A 16273-nucleotide genomic window follows, 5' to 3' on the forward strand; every position below is an offset into this window, starting at 1 on the left:
GGGTGCGCGTGGAGCGAGCATCGCTGCAGTAGCGTTCGGGCATGGCCGAAGCAGGACTGTGGGTCGCATGGGGCGTCCCGACCCGCGGACGAGAACACCAGGCACTGGATCTGCTCGTCGAGACCGAGGGCTATCTGTCCGGACTCCGGGACCGGGATCGGATCGAGGGCTTCGACCGGGTCGTCCTCAAACCGCAAAGCATCGAGCTGGGCGGGTTCATCCTGATCCGGGGAACCAAGGCCCAGATCGACGACCTCCGTCGCGATCATGATTTCGAGCTGTGGCTCACCCGGGTGCAACTGGTCGCCGACCAGGTCGGCGTCGCCGACGCCTGGCTCGGCGACGGCATTGCCGAAGCGGTCAGCCTTTACCGAAAGGCGCTGGAGAACCTTGACTGAGCAACGGCGCTGAGTTTGCCGTTCGCCGCCGCTGCGGCGCATAGCGCGGAAAACCGCGTGGTCACGGTAACGAAACGATATTTGTGACGATATGACCATTTGCTCGCTGGTCTGTTGGTGGTGCGATTCAATGGTCGCCACACCGGGGGACGGTCACGGCTTTGTCAAAGGGGTTTCATGGGTTCCGCAGCGTACGTCGGTCGGGTGGGCGGCCTCGCCGTCGCGTTGGGCGTCGGATCGACAGTCTTTGCAGGTCAGGGTGTGGCCTGGGCCGACGACACCAATTCAGCCCCGTCGAGTTCGACGAGTGCAGCAACCTCCGATACCGGTCAGAAGGACTCGCCCGGCGCCGCCGGGTCGGCCTCGGATACCCGTGAGACCGAGGCGGACGGTCAACCCGGGCCGGAGGACGAGCTCGAGGCCCAGCCCGAGGACGATCCGGACAGTGACACTGACGAGAACGCCGAGCCGGAGCCAGAGCCGGACGAGGACGCCGGCCCGGTCGACGTCGCGGAGCCGGACGAGGACGCCGCCCCGGTGGACGAGGCTGAACCGGTGGACGAGCCTGCGGCCGGATCCGGAACCGCCGACGACGAGACGACGCCCAGCACCGGTGCCGGAGACAACACCGGCGCCAAGCCTGATGGCAATACAGGGCCCGAAGCCGGGACCGAGTCCGAGGCCGACAAGACCGTCGAGAAGACGACGGCGAACGTCGCCGACGCGGTCGATGACCCCGCGGTGCCGCCGCAGCAGAGCACGAAGGTCGCTGTGTTCGCATCGGCGACCAAGCTGGCCGAAGCCAGCCCGAGGCCGCTCTCCCCGACGGTGGCCGCGCTGCTGACCACCGAGCGGGACCAGGCCGCGATGGCGAAGAAACCCAACCTGATCACCGCGGTGGTCAACGTCGTCACCAGCATGCTCGACTGGGCCCGCCAGAAGGCCGATGTCAAGCCCGGCGACGCCCCGCAGCCACCGTTCCTGTGGGCGCTGCTGGCCTTCGCGCGGCGCGAACTCGACAACCTGTTCGCCGCACGCAGCACCAGCAACGCCCCGCGCACCACCGTGGTGACGCCGACCAGTCTGGCCCTGACCGACGACGTGAGCACCGCAGCGCTGATCCCGTCCTACTCACCGTGGCTGAACCCGCAGGTGAGCCCGTCGACACGGTTCATCAGCTGGGTCACCGGCAAGAACGTCTATCTCGGCGACCCGACGCTGGCCAACACGTTGAAGCGGTTCGCCGTCCACGGCACCGACGTCGGCGTCATGTGGGACAACGGCATGGTCGACGATCCGTCCACACCCGACATCAACGAACATCAGCTCCTGATCGCGGTCGGAGACACCTTCGGCGCACAGGGCATGACCGGTCGGTGGATCTACAACACGCTGTTCCGCAGTTCCGACACCGACCTGTCCGACGGCTTGACCATTCCGGACGGCGAATGGAAGAACGGCAACATGTTCGGCGGCGCTCCGCTGTCCGGTCCGACAGAGGCCCGGCCGATCATCAATCGGCCTTCGTGGCTGCCGAATTCGGTGACGCTGATCCCGACCGCCGGTGTCTCACTGCCCACAGAGGTCACCAAGGACACGCCGTTCGGCACCATCCAGTACGTCAGCTTCATGTCGGTGTCGAAGTGGGGCCAGGCCGGCCGCTGGACCACCAACTACTCGGCGATCGCGTACTCGACCGACAACGGCGAGAATTTCAAGGTCGCGCCTGAAAGTGTGCGCTATAACTCGTTTTTGAGCGGTAACCGCAACTTCCAGCAATCGGCGTTCGTCAAGGGCGACGACGGCTACGTGTACGTCTACGGCACCCCCAACGGCCGGCAGGGCGCGGCGTATGTCGCCCGCGTCGCCCCCGACGACATCCTCAACGTGTCGAAGTACGAGTACTACAAGGCCGCATCCACCGGCTGGTTCGGCGGCTCGGCGGCCAAGTGGGTCAAGGGCAGCCCGTCCTCCGCATCGGCGGTGATCGGCAAAACCGGCGGCGCCTGCGGGTCGACCAAGCCCGGTTACACCGTCAGCGAAATGTCGGTGCAGTACAACGAGTATCTGCAGAAGTACGTCGTGCTCTACGGTGATCAGTTCAACAACATCGTCATGCGAACCTCGGACACCCCCGAGGGCACCTGGTCGGACGCGACGGTGTTGATGGGTCAGCAGAGCGGTGGCATCTACGCGCCGATGTTGCATCCGTGGTCGCCGTCGACCCTGGGCACCGGATCAGACCTGTACTGGAACCTGTCGCTGTGGTCGGAGTACAACGTCATGCTGATGAAGACCGACCTGACCAAGCTCTGAACTGCCACTCCCCCGGCCGAAATCGCATTCCACGCGGCCTACACACGAAAAGGGCCGCGTGGAATGCGATTTCGGCGGAATCCTGGGCGCGGTCAGACCAGCGGGACATCGAGGATCGGCCGTTCAACGGCCGCCCCCGGCCCGTCGAAATGCCACCACTCCCCGGCGTAGACGGTGAATCCGCCGGCCACCATCGCGTCACGCAACCGGGCCCGGTTGGCCTGCGCGGCCGCGCTCACGCCGTCGGCCGCGTAGGCCAAACTGCGCGGCGAAAAGTCGTCGAACCCCGTGCCCATGTCCACCAGCCCGTCGGCACCGGCCAGCGTCACATCCACCGAACGGCCCGCGACGTGGCTGCGCGCGAACGGACCGGGCCGCGCCACCCATGACGGATCCGGCACGGCCTCGAACATCCGGACCTGTACGGCGTGCGGCCGGTAGCAGTCCCAGAAAACGAGCCGCTCCCCGCCCGCACGCAGCAGATCCGCCGCGACCGCAAGGCCGGGCGCCAGCGATTCGTGCACCATACAGCGGGCGCCGACCGGATACAGCTGGATACCGACGAAGTTGTCCGTGGTCGCGTACCGCAGGTCGATCACCGCATCGGGGACGACGCTGCGCACGTCGACGAGGCCGGCCGCACCGGCGGAGTCCGACACCGGCGGCACCGGCGACGCCGCACCGGTGGCGGACGGTCCGACCGCGGCCACCGCGGCGAGGGCGCCAATGATCAAGCAGCGCAGTGCGACAACGCTCATCCCGCAAGGGTAGGCATACACTTCGCTCGTGCGCGACGTCCTCGACGAGTTGCTGACGATCTGGCGGTCCGGCGGGACGGCCGGTCTGGCCACGGTGGTGCGCACCATCCGGTCGGCGCCCCGTCCGCCCGGCGCGGCAATGGTCGTCTCCCCCGACGGATCGGTGGCCGGATCGGTGTCGGGGGGTTGCGTCGAGGCCGCCGTGTACGACACCGCCAACGAGGTCGTCGCCAGCGGGACGCCGCAGCTTCAGCGGTACGGCATCAGCGACGATGACGCGTTCTCCATCGGCCTGACCTGCGGCGGGATCATCGACATCTTCACCGAACCGGTGTCGCGCCAGACGTTTCCGCAACTGCATCAGGTGGCTGACGACATTGCCGCGCACCGCGCCGTGGCGGTGGCCACGGTGATCACACACCCTGATCCGCTGCGCGTGGGATTGCGAATGGTCGTGGGACCCGATGCGCGGAACGGAACGCTCGGGTCCGCGCGCACCGACGACGCGGTGGCCGACGACGCGCGGGGGCTGCTGCTGGCGGGCCGCTCGGCGACGCTGACCTACGGCGCGGACGGTGAGCGTCAGGAGTCGGGCATGGAGGTGTTCGTCTCCAGCCACGCCCCCCGTCCGAGGATGCTGGTGTTCGGCGCCATCGACTTCGCGTCCGCGCTTGCGACGCAGGCGGCCTTCCTGGGCTACCGGGTGACCGTGTGCGACGCCAGGCCGGTGTTCGCCACTACGGCACGGTTCCCCGCTGCCGAAGAGGTGGTGGTGGACTGGCCGGACCGTTACCTGCGCGCCCAGGCCGAAGGCGGCGAGATCGATTCCCGCACCGCGATCTGCGTGCTGACGCACGACCCGAAGTTCGACGTGCCCGTCCTGCAGGTGGCCCTGCGCCTGCCCGAGGTCGGCTACATCGGCGTGATGGGATCGCGTCGCACCCACGACGACCGGATCGGGAGGCTGCGTGAGGCGGGCCTGACCGACACGGAACTGGCCCGGCTGGCCAGCCCGATCGGCCTCGACCTGGGCGCCCGGACCCCGGAGGAGACCGCGGTGTCGATCGCCGCAGAGATCATCGCGAGGAGGTGGGGCGGGGAGGGCCGACCCCTGACCGAGACCCGGGGACGAATCCACCACCAGACCTGACGCAGCCCCGCGATGCGGTGAGACAACGACCACCGCGGGCAGTGAGACAGTAGTGGTGGAAATGTCGCTCTCGGATGCGATAACGTCACTCTTCACAGCCCGAGGAGTGTGATCCCCTGTGACCGACACCGCCGTCAACGCTGCCGACGCCGTCGCCCCGCGCTACGCCGGACAGCGCATCCCTCGCGTCGAGGACAGCCGCCTTCTCACCGGTCACGGCCGTTTCGTCGACGACATCAACCGCCCGGGCATGCTGCACGCGTGCTTCGTGCGCAGCCCGTTCGCGCGCGCGACCATCCGGGGCATCGATGCGTCCGCAGCGCTCGCCCTGCCCGGCGTGCACGCCGTGTTCACCGCGGCCGATCTCAACCCGGACGTCAAAGAGGCCTGGCACGCGGTCGCCGGCAAGGATGTGCCGGACACCCCGCGGCCGCCGTTGGCCGAGGGCGAGGCGAAGTTCGTCGGCGACCCGGTCGCACTCGTGGTCGCCGACAGTCGCTACCTCGCCGAGGACGCCGTCGACCTCGTCGAGGTCGACTACGAACCGCTGCCCGCGGTGGCCGATTTCCGGACCGCCGTCGGCGGCGCCGAGGCCGGGGTACCGGTGGTGCACGAGGCATATCCCGACAACGTCGCCGGCGGGATGGGCGGCATGCCGCCGGATGAGGAGTTGTTCGCCTCGGCGCCCCATGTCGTCTCCGAGCACATCTACCAGCAGATGTACGTACCCGTGCCGATGGAGACCCGCGGCATGGTCGTGGAGTGGACCGCGGCGACCGACGAACTCACCGTGTGGGCGTCGACGCAGACACCGCACGAGCTGCGCGCATTCGCCGCGCGGCTGCTGGGCATCCCGGCCCAGGGGGTGCGGGTCATCATGCGCGACACCGGCGGTGCGTTCGGGCAGAAGGTCGTCCCGATGCGCGAGGACATGTGCATCCTGCTCGCCGCGCGCAAGGTGGCTGCCGCGACGTCGAACGCGCAATCGGGCGCAGCACTGAAATGGATCGAGGACCGCCGCGAGAACCTGATGTCGGCCGGGCAATCCCGCCACGTCGACGGCACGGTGCGGATGGCGTTCGACGACGACGGCAAGATCCTGGCCGCCGACATCGACTTCATCCAGGACGTCGGGTCCTACCCCACGCCGTATCCGGTGCTGACCACCGCCGCGATCGGCATGTTCTTCCCCGGCCCGTACCGGGTGCCCAAAGCCAGCTTCAACTACAAGACCGTGTTCTCCAACACGCCCGGACTGCACGCCTACCGCGGCCCCTGGCAATACGAAACCCTCACGCGGGAAATACTTCTCGACTGCGCGGCTCGCAAGATGGGAATGGATCCGGTCGAGTTGCGCCGGATCAACATCCTGCGCGGCGATGAGATGCCGTTCTTCAATCCCAACGGCATGCCCTACGACAACTGCGCGCCCGCAGACACATTCGAACAGGCCGTCAAGATCCTCGACCACGAGGGCTTTCGCAAGGAGCAGGCCGAGGCGCTGGCCGAGGGGCGCTACATCGGGCTCGGGTTCTCCGCCTACATAGAGCCGACCGGCGCGGCGACCGGAAACCTCGCGACCGAGGGCGCCACGGTGCGGATGGAGTCCACCGGCAAGATCAACGTCTACGTCAACGGCGGGTCCGCAGGTAACAGTATCGAGACCACTGTGGTGCAGCTGACCGCGGATGCGTTGGGCGCCAACATCGAAGATGTCGCCACGATCCAGGGTGACACCGCGGTGACACCCTATGGAGCGGGCACCCAGGGCAGCCGCAGCGGGCCGATGACCGCGGGCGCGGTCAACGAGGCCGGCTCCATCCTGCGCGGGCAGATCCTCGCGATCGCCGCGCAGATGCTCGGAGTCGAGGAGTCCGAGGTCGTGCTCGCGAACTCAAAGGCCACCGTGCGCAACGACCCCGACAAGGGCGTCAGCTTCGCCGACATCGCCTACCGCTCCTATTACGACCCCGCCCAGCTCGGCGGTGTCCCGCCGACCCTGGAGGCCACCGCACGGTTCAACTCACAGGCGATGATCCACTGGGCCAACGCGACTCACGTGTGCACCTGCGAGGTGGACATCGAGACCGGTCAGGTCACACTGACCCGCTACATCGTCAGCGAGGACGTCGGCCCGATGATCAACCCGAACGTGGTCGAAGGCCAGGTCGCCGGCGGCACTGTGCAGGGCATCGGCGGGGCGCTGCTGGAGAAGCTCGCCTACGACGAAGCCGGCAATCCGATCGCGTCGACATTCGTCGACTACCTGCTACCCACGGCTACCGAGGTGCCGCCGATCGAATTCGGCCACGTCGAGATCCCCGGACCCGGAGTGGGCGGATACAAGGGTGCCGGTGAGGGCGGGGCGATCGGCTCACCGCCGGCGGTCATCAACGCGATCAACGACGCGCTGGCCCCGCTCGGTGTCACCCTGACCCAGTTACCCGCAACACCGGCCACGATCGTCGAGCTCATCGAGCGCGCAGGACTAGCAGGAAAGGACCACTGACGGTGGAACTGAACAACGAATTCCGGGTGGCGGTCCCGCCCACCGAGGTCTGGGACGTCTTCACCGACGTCGAGCGCGTCGCCCCCTGCCTTCCCGGCGCCACACTGCTGTCCGTCGACGGTGACACCTTCCACGGCGCCGTGAAGGTCAAGGTGGGTCCGATCACCGTGTCCTACAAAGGCATCGCGTCCTATCAGGAGAAGGACGCTTCGGCACGGCGGATCGTGCTGCGCGCAGAGGGCAAGGAGACCCGCGGCAGCGGGACCGCGGCGGCCACCGTCACCGCACAGCTCAAGGACGAGGGCGAGTCGACCTATGTCGGCATCACCACCGACTTGGCGATCTCCGGCAAGGCCGCGCAGTTCGGCCGAGGGGTACTGGCCGACGTGTCCGGCAACCTGATCGCGCAGTTCGCCCGCAGTCTGGAAGCCGAACTGCTCGGCGATACCCCGGCCACCGCAACGACGGCGCCGACCGCCGAGGCGGCCGCGGCGGCGGCCCAGCCGGCCGGTGATTCCGTCGACCTGCTGAAGGTCGTCGCGGTGCCGATGGCCAAGCGGTTCGCCCCGGTGATCGCCGCGGCCGCGGCCGCGGGCGCGCTCGGCTTCCTGCTCGGGCGGCGCAAGCGCTCCGCACCCGCCGCGGCCGTGCTCGCCGACGATCTACAGACCCTGTTGGCCCGGTTGCTGTCCTCATGAAGGCTGCTCCCTTCGCCTACCACCGCCCCGACACGGTCGCGGACGCGGTGTCGCTGCTCGGTGAATTCGGCGACGACGCGAAGATCCTCGCCGGTGGACAGAGCCTGGTGCCGATGCTGGCGATGAGGCTGACGCACTTCGAGAACCTGATCGACATCTCCCGGATCGATGATCTGCGCGACATCGAGTTGCGCGGCGACGCGGTCCGGATCGGAGCCGGCACCCCGCACGCCCTGGTCGGTATGGATGACGAAGTGGCGGAATCGGTTCCGCTGCTGACCCTGTCCACCCCGCACATCGGGCACTTCCAGATCCGCACCCGCGGCACGTTGGGCGGCGCCATCGCCCACGCCGACCCGGCGGCCGAGTACGCGGCGGTCGCACTGGCACTGGACGCCGAGATCGAGGCCACCTCCGCGAGCGGGACGCGACGGATCGCGGCGGCCGAGTTCTTCACCGGCCTGTGGGAGACCGCGCTGGCCTCCGACGAGATCTTGACCGCGGTGACCTTCCCGGTGTGGTCGCGACGATGCGGCTTCGCCGTTCAGGAATTCGCCCGGCGTCACGGCGATTTCGCGATCGCCGGCGCGACGGTGGCCGTCGAGCTCGACGATCACGGCACGGTGTCCCGCTGCGGGATCGGGCTGCTGGGGCTCGGGTCCACCCCCGAGCGCGGCACCCCGGCCGAACAGGCCGTCGTCGGACGACCCGTCAGCGACATCACCGCCGAGGAGTTCGGCCGGCTGGCCGTCTCCGCGCTCGACGATGTTCCGTCCGACCTGCAGGGCACCGCGGCGTACCGCACCAAGGTCGGCGCCACGATGGCCGCGCGGGCATGGTCACAGGCAACCACTGCTGCTCTTGAAACGACGGAGGCCCTCAATGCATGAACATCCCGTCGAGGTGTCGGTCAACGGCCGCCGCTACGCAGGGACCGTCGAGCCACGTCTGACGTTGGCCGACTACCTGCGGGAGAACTGCGGGCTGACGGGCACGCACCTGGGCTGCGAACACGGTGCCTGCGGCGCGTGCACCGTGCTGCTCGACGGCCAGGCTGTCCGGTCGTGTCTGATCTTCGCGGTGCAGGTCGACGGCCAGGAGGTCACCACGGTCGAGGGCATCGCCGGCAAGGACGGTGAACTCTCGCCGGTGCAGGCCGCGATGCGCGAGTGCCACGGACTGCAATGCGGCTTCTGCACCCCGGGATTCGTCACCAGCATCACCGCGCTGCTGAGGGACAACCCCAGCCCCACCGACGAGGAGATCCGTGAGGGCCTGTCCGGCAACTTCTGCCGGTGCACGGGCTATCAGGGCATCGTCAACGCGGTCAAGCGCGCGGCCGAAACCACCAGCTGACGCCCTGCCTCGCCTCCGCGGCCGCACCGGAGCACGGGGTTTCCCGGCGACCCAGCCCACCGAGATCGCACGTAGCGCGCGTCAATACGCGAAACTGGCGCGTGGAATGCACGTTCGGCGAAGGGGTTGGGCATGAGGATCGGGTTCGTCGGGCTAGGCAACATGGGCTCAGCCATGGCCGCCAATCTGTTGGCGGCGGGGCACGAGGTCCTCGCCTACAACCGCTCGCCCGAGAAGGCCGCCGCTCTCGCCGAGCGTGGCGCCACGCCGGTGCCGACGGTCGCGGCCGCATGCGACGCCGAGGTCGTGATCTCGATGCTGGCCGACGACACCGCCCTCGAAACAGTCGCGTTCGGCGACGGCGGCATTCTCGCGTCGCTTCCCGCCGGCGCGGTCCACGTGTCCTCCAGCACCATCAGCGTCGCCCTGGCCGACCGGCTGACCGCCGCGCACGCCGACGCCGGGCAGGTGTTCGTGTCGGCACCGGTATTCGGCAGGCCGGAGGCCGCCGCCGCGGCCAAGCTGTTCGTCGTGGCCGCGGGTTCGGCGGATGCCGTGCAGTCTCTGCAGCCGGTGTTCGACGCGATCGGCCAGCGCTCGTTCGTCGTGTCCGACGACCCGAAGGTCGCCAACCTGGTGAAGCTGTCGGGCAACTTTCTGATCGCCTCGGTCATCGAATCGCTCGGTGAGGCGATGGCGTTGGTGGACAAGGCCGGCGTCGACAAGCAGCAGTACCTCGAGCTGCTGACATCCACGCTGTTCGCCGCGCCTGCCTACCAGACCTACGGCGGGCTGCTGGCGCGCGAGGAGTTCGAGCCCGCCGGATTCGCCGCGCATCTCGGTCTCAAGGACATCCGCTTGGTGCTGACCGCAGGCGAAGAACTTCAGGTGCCGCTGCCGGTTGCCAGCCTGATCCGCGACCGGTTCCTGACGCTGCTCGCCGGCGGCGGCCGCGACCTCGACTGGTCCGCGCTCGGCGCGCTGGCGGCCTGGGAGGCCGGCGGCAGAAAACCCGGTGCCTGACCTCGCTAGCTGGAAACGACCCCGCGCAGCCCGTCGGCGCCGAAGATCGGCTCGAGCATGCTGGACAGGTCGGGGCCCCGGCGCAAGCCGTGCCCGCCGTCGACATTGATGACCTGCCCGGTGATGAAACTGGCCGCGTCGCTGAGCAGGAACACCGCCAGGTTGGCGATGTCCTCGACCTCGCCGACGCGGGGCAGCGGCGTGCAGGCCCGGTAGTCCTCGCTGATGGCCGGCGACTCCATGATCGGCGCGACCATGTCGGTGCGCGTCAGCCCCGGGCGGATGCCGTTGACCCGGACCGAGGACGGGCCCAGTTCGTCGGCGGCCACCATCATCAGATGGTCGAGCGCGGCCTTGCTCGGCCCGTAGGCGCCGAACCAGCGGTGGGTGTTGCTCGAGGCGATCGACGAGATACCGATGAACGCTCCCCCACCGCCGCGCACCATCTCCCGCGCGCTGTGCTTGAGCACGTACATGGTGCCGTTGACGTTCAGGTCGACGGTGTTCCGCCACGCGGCGGAGTCGATCTGGGTGAGCGGTCCGATGGTCTCCGAACCGCCTGCGCTGTGCACGACACCGTCGAGTCGGCCGCGCCACGCGGTCGCCGCCTCCACCAGCCGCGCCGCGTCGTCCTCGTCGGTCACGTCGGCCGCCTGGTAGTTCACCTCACCCGCGCCGTCGCCGGCGGCCACCGTCTTGAGCTCCTCGGCGGCGGCCGCGAGCTTGTCGGCGTTCCGCCCGGCCAGCATCACGTTGCCCCCGGAGGCGACCACGGCGGCTGCCACGCCCTTGCCGATCCCGCTGCCACCGCCCGTGATCAGGTACGTGCGTTCTGACAGCGACAGCAACATGGGAAGTCCCTCCGACGGGTAGTCAGGCTAACTAGAACAGGTTCCAGTTATACGTCACGGCTCGTCGCGGCGGGACAGCTTTGGCGCACCCAGGGTGCGCCAGTCCGGCACATCCGGCGGCAGGCCGACCGGGAACCGGTTCTCGTTGTGAGCCGCCCAGTGCGCGTGCCCGAGTTCGTGGATGTGGAACGCGTGCCGCAGCGCCTCGGCGAAGCCCATCGCGTCGCTGGCCGCATTGACCGAATCCTTGACCAACAGCGCGGCCATCGTAGGCCGCTCGGCGATCCGCCGCGCGAACTCCAGCGTCTTGTCCTCGAGCTCGGCGCGCGGGAACACCTTCGACACCATGCCGAGCCGGTGTGCCTCGTCGGCGTCGATCGCATCGCCGGTGAGCAGCAGCTCCTTGGCTTTGCGCGGGCCGAACTCCCACGGGTGGGCGTAGTACTCCACGCCCGGCATCCCCATCCGCACGGCGACCACGTCGCTGAACTTGGCGTCGTCGGACGCGACGATCAAATCGCACGCCCAGATCAGCATCAGCGCCGCCGAAATCGCGTTTCCCTGCACCTGCGCGATGGTGATCTTGCGCAGGTCGCGCCAGCGGCTGGTGTTGTTGAAGAAGTAGTGCCACTCCTGCAGGTACGTCCGCTCGATCACGGCGTCGCGGGTGGCGCCGTTGCAGGTGAACGTCGGGTGCTGGTCCGGGCCGGGGGCCCGCTCGGCCAGCGCCTCCTCCGAGCCCAGGTCGTGCCCGGCCGAGAAGTTCTTGCCCCGCGCGGCCAGGATGACCACCCGGACGTTGTCGTCGGCCTCGGCCCGCCCGAACGCCTCGTCCAGTTGCACCAGCAGCGTGCGGGACTGTGCGTTCTGCGCCTCGGGGCGGTTCAGCCAGATCCGCGCGATGCGACCCTCGTCGAGGGTCTCGTATGTCACCTGCTCAGGGTTCGCCACGCGATACACATTACGGCGGAAGTGTCACGTCCGAGTACAGCACCCCGGAACAGTCCCGGTAGTTGGCTAGAGTTGATCCATGCCTGCGAAATCTGATCCCGCCGAGATCGGCGACGTCGAGCCTATCGCTGACAGCACCGAGCGCCAGGCGCGTCGCGTCGTGGCCGCCTACGCCACCGACGCCGACGAGTGCCGCGTCTTCCTGTCGATGCTGGGTATCGGACCGGCGAAGCTCGACGCCTAATGACGTCCGAGAGCGGTGCCGAGGCCCGCTCCGGAGGTGCCGACTTCGTCGTGGTGGCCAATCGGCTGCCGATCGACATGGTGCGGAAACCCGACGGCACCGTCGAGTGGAAGCGCAGCCCCGGGGGGCTGGTAACCGCACTGGAACCACTGCTGCGGCGCAGGCACGGAGCCTGGATCGGCTGGCCGGGTGTCCCCGAGGACGCTGATGACCCCGACGCGTCCACCGAGCCGATCGAGCAGGACGGGATGACGCTGGTCCCGGTCCGGCTCAGCGCCGAGGACGTCGCCGAATACTACGAGGGTTTCTCCAACGCCACGCTGTGGCCGCTCTACCACGACGTCATCGTCAAGCCGATCTACCACCGGCAGTGGTGGGACCGCTATGTCGAGGTCAACCGGCGGTTCGCCGAGGCCGCGGCGCGCGCCGCGGCACCGAACGCCACGGTCTGGGTGCAGGACTACCAGCTGCAGCTGGTCCCCAAGATGCTGCGGATGCTGCGCCCGGATCTGACCATCGGCTTCTTCCTGCACATCCCGTTCCCGCCGGTGGAGCTGTTCCTGCAGATGCCGTGGCGCACCGAGATCACCGAGGGCTTGCTGGGTGCCGACCTGGTGGGCTTCCACCTTCCGGGCGGCGCACAGAACTTCCTGATCCTGGCCCGTCGGCTGGTCGGCGCGACCACCTCCCGCGCCACCGTCGGCGTGCGTTCGCGGTTCGGCGAGGTGCATTTCGGGTTCCGCACGGTCAAGGTCGGCGCGTTCCCCATCTCGATCGACTCCGCCGACCTCGACCAGCAGGCCAGAAGCCGGACCATCCGGCAGCGCGCCCGCGAGATCCGCGCCGAATTGGGCAACCCGCGCAAGATCCTGCTCGGGGTGGACCGGCTGGATTACACCAAGGGCATCGACGTGCGGCTGAGGGCGTTCTCCGAATTGCTCGAAGAAGGCCGCATCAACCCCGAGGACACCGTGCTGGTGCAGCTCGCCACGCCGAGCCGGGAGCGCGTGGAGAGCTACATCGCGATGCGCGAGGAGATCGAACGCCAGGTCGGCCATGTCAACGGGGAGTTCGGCGAGGTCGGCCACCCCGTCCTGCACTACCTGCACCGCCCGATCCCCCGCGAGGACCTCGTCGCGTTCTTCGTCGCCGCCGACGTCATGCTGGTCACGCCACTGCGCGACGGGATGAACCTGGTGGCCAAGGAGTACGTCGCCTGCCGCAGCGACCTCGGCGGTGCGCTGGTGCTCAGCGAATTCACCGGCGCCGCAGCCGAACTGCGTCAGGCCTACCTGACCAACCCGCACCACCTCGAAGGGGTCAAGGACGCCATCGAGGCGGCGCTGAACCAGGCCCCCGAGGAGGGCAGGCGCCGAATGCGGGCGCTACGCCGGCAGGTCCTCGCCCACGACGTCGACCGCTGGGCCCGGGCGTTCCTCGACGCCCTCGCATCCAAGGAACCGTCCGGCCAGGAGTGACGTCGAGCTCCGCTAGCATTCCGATACCAGTGGAATCGGATTCCGCCGCGCGGCGAAAGGCACATCGATGGCGACCTACGCAGTCACCGGTTCGGCATCGGGAATGGGCGCCGCCGCGGTGGCCCAGCTCCGGGCCGACGGCCACACCGTGATCACCGTCGACATCAAGGACGCCGACGTTGTGGCCGACCTGTCGAGCGTCGATGGCCGGGCCCACGCCGCAGAGCAGGTGCTGACCGCGTGCGCCGGTCGCCTCGACGGAGCCCTGATGGCGGCTGGCCTGGGCCCTGGCAAGGGCGCAGACCGTCTCCGGCTGATCGCCACGGTGAACCACCTCGGCGTCGTCGATCTCCTGCAACGCTGGCGCCCCGCACTTGCCGTCGCGCAGCACGCGAAGGTCGTTGTCGTGGGCAGCAATTCGACCACCACTACGCCGGGGGTACCCGGACGCGCGGTGCGCGCACTGCTGGCCGGAGACGTCGACGGCGCCGTACGGTCCACCCGACTCTACGGTCCCGGCCGGCCCGCCATGGTCTACGCGGCCTCCAAGATCGCGGTCACCCGCTGGGCCCGGCGTACCGCCGTGCTGCCCGAGTGGGCCGGCGCCGGCATCCGGCTCAACGTCCTCGCCCCCGGCGCGGTCCTGACCCCGCTGCTACAGGAGCAGCTCGCCGACAAGCGTCAGGGCAAGCTCGTCGAACGCTTCCCGGTGCCCGTGGGCGGCTACGGCGAGCCCGGACTGCTGGCCCGCTGGATGTGTTTCATGCTCTCCGATGCCGCCGATTTCTCCTGTGGCAGCGTGGTTTTCGTTGACGGGGGCACTGATGCACTTTTCCGTGGCGATGACTGGCCGCGTCCGTATCCGTTGCGCCGGGTCGTACGGTACCTGCGGCGGTACCGCGGTCGAAGCCGACCGGCGTGAGTGACGGCAGGCCCACCGGGCGCCCCCGCGACTCGTCGATCGACGACCGGGTGTTTGCGGCCACCCGCGAGCTGCTGGCGGAGGTCGGCTGGGACGAACTGAGCGTGCGCCTGGTCGCGGCGCGCGCCGGAGTCGGCCGGTCGAGCCTGAACCGCCGGTGGAACTCGAAGGCCGAGCTCGTGCTGCAGGCCGTTCTCGGCGAAACCCCGGACATGTCACCGTTTTCCGGGACGGACCTGGACGGGTGGATCCAGTGGGTGGTGCGCGGCAGCCACGAGTTGTTCGCCCGCAGCGACGTGCGTGCCGCGGTGCCGGGCCTGCTGCTGGCGCTGGCCGAAAACGACGAACTGCGCGACAGGCTGTGGAAGAGCTTCAGCGGTCCGGCGGTGGCGCTGTACACCGAGCACGTCCCGACACGCACCCCCGCCCAGCGCCGACGCGCCGAGCTTGATGCCCGCGCGGCGCTGGTGATGGCGGCCGGTTCGGCGCTCTTGCTGACCACGGTCGCCACCGACGACGACTCCGACGCGCTACGGCGCAGGATCGCCCAACTGCTGAGCGATGCTGTCGGCAACCGCTGAGGCGGAGAAGGATTCGATGATGGCCTGCCTGGGCGAGCGCCAGCGCAGGCCGAGATCGTCGGTGGTGGCGCGGTCGTCGGTCGGTGTGGCCGAGGTGAGAAGCAATGCGGCCTCGTAGCTCAGGCCGTCACCCAGCGGGACGTAGCGACCGACGGCGTCGGAGAGCCGGCCGAGCGCCAGCAGCACCCCGGGCGGCAAGGGAACTCGGCGGACCGGCCGCCCCAACCCGGCCTCCAGTGCGTCGATCATCTCGTCGAAAGTCAGCATCACACCGCCGCAGACGTAGCGGCGCGGGCCGCGGCCGGGCCGCATCAGCGCGGTGTGCACATCGGCCACGTCCCGGACGTCGATCATCTGCATGCCCGCGCGCACCCTCGGCGCCACCCGGGACCGCACGATGGGCGCCCATCCGCGCTCGGTGACTCCCGCGGCGGTGTGGAACGCGGCGCCGACCACGCTGGACGGGTAGGTCACCACGACCGGTGCGCCCGCCTCCTGCAGGCGGCGCGCCACCCGGTCGGCATAACCTATGGTCTTGGCGTAGGTGCTGCGCCCATCGGAAGTCGGCGAGTCAGCCGAGATGACGCCGTCCGGCGGTGGGAACAGTGCACTGTAACTGCTCACCGACACGACGGGATCCAACCCGAGGTCGACGGCCCGGGTCAGGACTCGTTCGGTCGCGTAGGCGTTGATGTCCCACATCAGCTGTGCGCGACGTTCGTCGGTCCCGACCACACCGGCGGCGTGGACCACCGCGTCGGCACGGTCAACAGCGCGGTAACGGTGGACTCGTCGCGGATGTCGCCGACGACGACGGAGACCTCGCCCAGATCCCGGAGGCTACGGAGCACCGCAGCGTCCTGTTCCTGCGGGAGGACCAGGAGTCGGACCCGGTGCCGCGCCTGCAGGAGCGCCCGAACGGTGTGCGCGCCGAGACAGCCGATGCCCCCGGTGACCGCGATCTGCATGGAGATCTCCTCGTCGCCCGCCATGACATTACGATACCAATGGCATCGAAACGGTGATCAGGGGCGGCCA

The 16273-nt window shown here is 68.9% G+C and carries 15 protein-coding genes and 1 pseudogene; 12 read left to right on the forward strand and 4 right to left on the reverse strand.

The window, feature by feature from the left end; genetic code table 11:
- Positions 1 to 41 precede the first annotated feature (41 nt).
- Both ACTWP6_RS09410 and ACTWP6_RS09415 read left to right on the forward strand, forming a co-directional pair.
- Positions 42 to 398: a hypothetical protein gene (locus tag ACTWP6_RS09410; RefSeq protein WP_260755425.1), complete on the forward strand. Its 357-nt coding sequence runs from the start codon at positions 42 to 44 to the stop codon at positions 396 to 398.
- 177 nt (positions 399 to 575) lie between these two features.
- Positions 576 to 2714, forward strand: coding sequence for a DUF4185 domain-containing protein (locus ACTWP6_RS09415; protein WP_443187471.1), 2139 nt, complete (start codon positions 576 to 578; stop codon positions 2712 to 2714).
- 92 nt (positions 2715 to 2806) lie between these two features.
- Here the strand turns inward: ACTWP6_RS09415 and ACTWP6_RS09420 are convergent, their stop codons facing one another.
- A complete protein-coding gene (locus ACTWP6_RS09420; RefSeq protein WP_260755427.1) occupies positions 2807 to 3472 on the reverse strand; it encodes a M15 family metallopeptidase in 666 nt (221 codons plus the stop codon).
- Positions 3473 to 3500: 28 nt separating this feature from the next.
- On the opposite strand from ACTWP6_RS09420, the gene ACTWP6_RS09425 reads away from it, so the two are divergent.
- The 6 genes from ACTWP6_RS09425 to ACTWP6_RS09450 all read left to right on the forward strand — a co-directional run bounded on the left by ACTWP6_RS09425 (position 3501) and on the right by ACTWP6_RS09450 (position 10208).
- Positions 3501 to 4622, forward strand: a complete 1122-nt coding sequence (locus ACTWP6_RS09425; protein ID WP_443187472.1) for an XdhC family protein — start codon at positions 3501 to 3503, stop codon at positions 4620 to 4622.
- A 118-nt stretch (positions 4623 to 4740) separates the two neighbouring features.
- Complete coding sequence (locus ACTWP6_RS09430) at positions 4741 to 7131, forward strand: xanthine dehydrogenase family protein molybdopterin-binding subunit (RefSeq protein ID WP_443187473.1); 2391 nt, start codon at positions 4741 to 4743, stop codon at positions 7129 to 7131.
- 2 nt (positions 7132 to 7133) lie between these two features.
- Positions 7134 to 7829, forward strand: coding sequence for an SRPBCC family protein (locus ACTWP6_RS09435; protein WP_443187474.1), 696 nt, complete (start codon positions 7134 to 7136; stop codon positions 7827 to 7829).
- The gene (locus tag ACTWP6_RS09440; RefSeq protein WP_443187475.1) at positions 7826 to 8719 is read left to right on the forward strand and encodes an FAD binding domain-containing protein; all 894 of its coding nucleotides are present in this window, start codon (positions 7826 to 7828) and stop codon (positions 8717 to 8719) included. Before ACTWP6_RS09435 ends, ACTWP6_RS09440 begins: the two co-directional genes overlap by 4 nt.
- Positions 8712 to 9185 (forward strand): (2Fe-2S)-binding protein, encoded by a 474-nt coding sequence (locus tag ACTWP6_RS09445; RefSeq protein WP_260755432.1) that lies wholly within the window; start codon positions 8712 to 8714, stop codon positions 9183 to 9185. The genes ACTWP6_RS09440 and ACTWP6_RS09445 overlap by 8 nt, the downstream gene beginning before the upstream one ends.
- 132 nt (positions 9186 to 9317) lie before the next feature.
- Complete coding sequence (locus ACTWP6_RS09450; RefSeq protein WP_443187476.1) at positions 9318 to 10208, forward strand: NAD(P)-dependent oxidoreductase; 891 nt, start codon at positions 9318 to 9320, stop codon at positions 10206 to 10208.
- Between the two features lie 5 nt (positions 10209 to 10213).
- On the opposite strand, the gene ACTWP6_RS09455 is transcribed toward ACTWP6_RS09450, so the two are convergent.
- Together ACTWP6_RS09455 and ACTWP6_RS09460 are read right to left on the reverse strand one after the other, a co-directional pair.
- Positions 10214 to 11059 carry an SDR family oxidoreductase gene (locus tag ACTWP6_RS09455; protein WP_443187477.1) on the reverse strand — a complete coding sequence of 282 codons (846 nt, stop codon included), beginning with the start codon at positions 11057 to 11059 and terminating at the stop codon, positions 10214 to 10216.
- Between the two features lie 54 nt (positions 11060 to 11113).
- Positions 11114 to 12019 (reverse strand): enoyl-CoA hydratase, encoded by a 906-nt coding sequence (locus tag ACTWP6_RS09460; protein ID WP_260755435.1) that lies wholly within the window; start codon positions 12017 to 12019, stop codon positions 11114 to 11116.
- A gap of 70 nt (positions 12020 to 12089) precedes the next feature.
- Between ACTWP6_RS09460 and ACTWP6_RS09465 the strand changes: the two genes are divergently transcribed.
- The 4 genes from ACTWP6_RS09465 (at position 12090) to ACTWP6_RS09480 (ending at position 15235) form a co-directional block, all read left to right on the forward strand.
- A complete protein-coding gene (locus tag ACTWP6_RS09465; RefSeq protein ID WP_014817721.1) occupies positions 12090 to 12254 on the forward strand; it encodes a hypothetical protein in 165 nt (54 codons plus the stop codon).
- Positions 12254 to 13732, forward strand: coding sequence for an alpha,alpha-trehalose-phosphate synthase (UDP-forming) (locus ACTWP6_RS09470; protein WP_260755436.1), 1479 nt, complete (start codon positions 12254 to 12256; stop codon positions 13730 to 13732). Before ACTWP6_RS09465 ends, ACTWP6_RS09470 begins: the two co-directional genes overlap by 1 nt.
- 67 nt (positions 13733 to 13799) lie before the next feature.
- Positions 13800 to 14654 carry an SDR family oxidoreductase gene (locus tag ACTWP6_RS09475; protein ID WP_260755437.1) on the forward strand — a complete coding sequence of 285 codons (855 nt, stop codon included), beginning with the start codon at positions 13800 to 13802 and terminating at the stop codon, positions 14652 to 14654.
- Positions 14651 to 15235, forward strand: coding sequence for a TetR/AcrR family transcriptional regulator (locus ACTWP6_RS09480; RefSeq protein ID WP_260755438.1), 585 nt, complete (start codon positions 14651 to 14653; stop codon positions 15233 to 15235). Before ACTWP6_RS09475 ends, ACTWP6_RS09480 begins: the two co-directional genes overlap by 4 nt.
- On the opposite strand, the pseudogene ACTWP6_RS09485 reads toward ACTWP6_RS09480, so the two are convergent.
- Positions 15185 to 16203: pseudogene (locus tag ACTWP6_RS09485) on the reverse strand (NAD-dependent epimerase/dehydratase family protein). The gene ACTWP6_RS09480 and the pseudogene ACTWP6_RS09485 overlap by 51 nt on opposite strands.
- Positions 16204 to 16273: the final 70 nt, after the last annotated feature.

It is taken from the genome of Mycobacterium sp. 4D054 (genome assembly GCF_052245755.1).
Lineage (GTDB): Bacteria > Actinomycetota > Actinomycetes > Mycobacteriales > Mycobacteriaceae > Mycobacterium.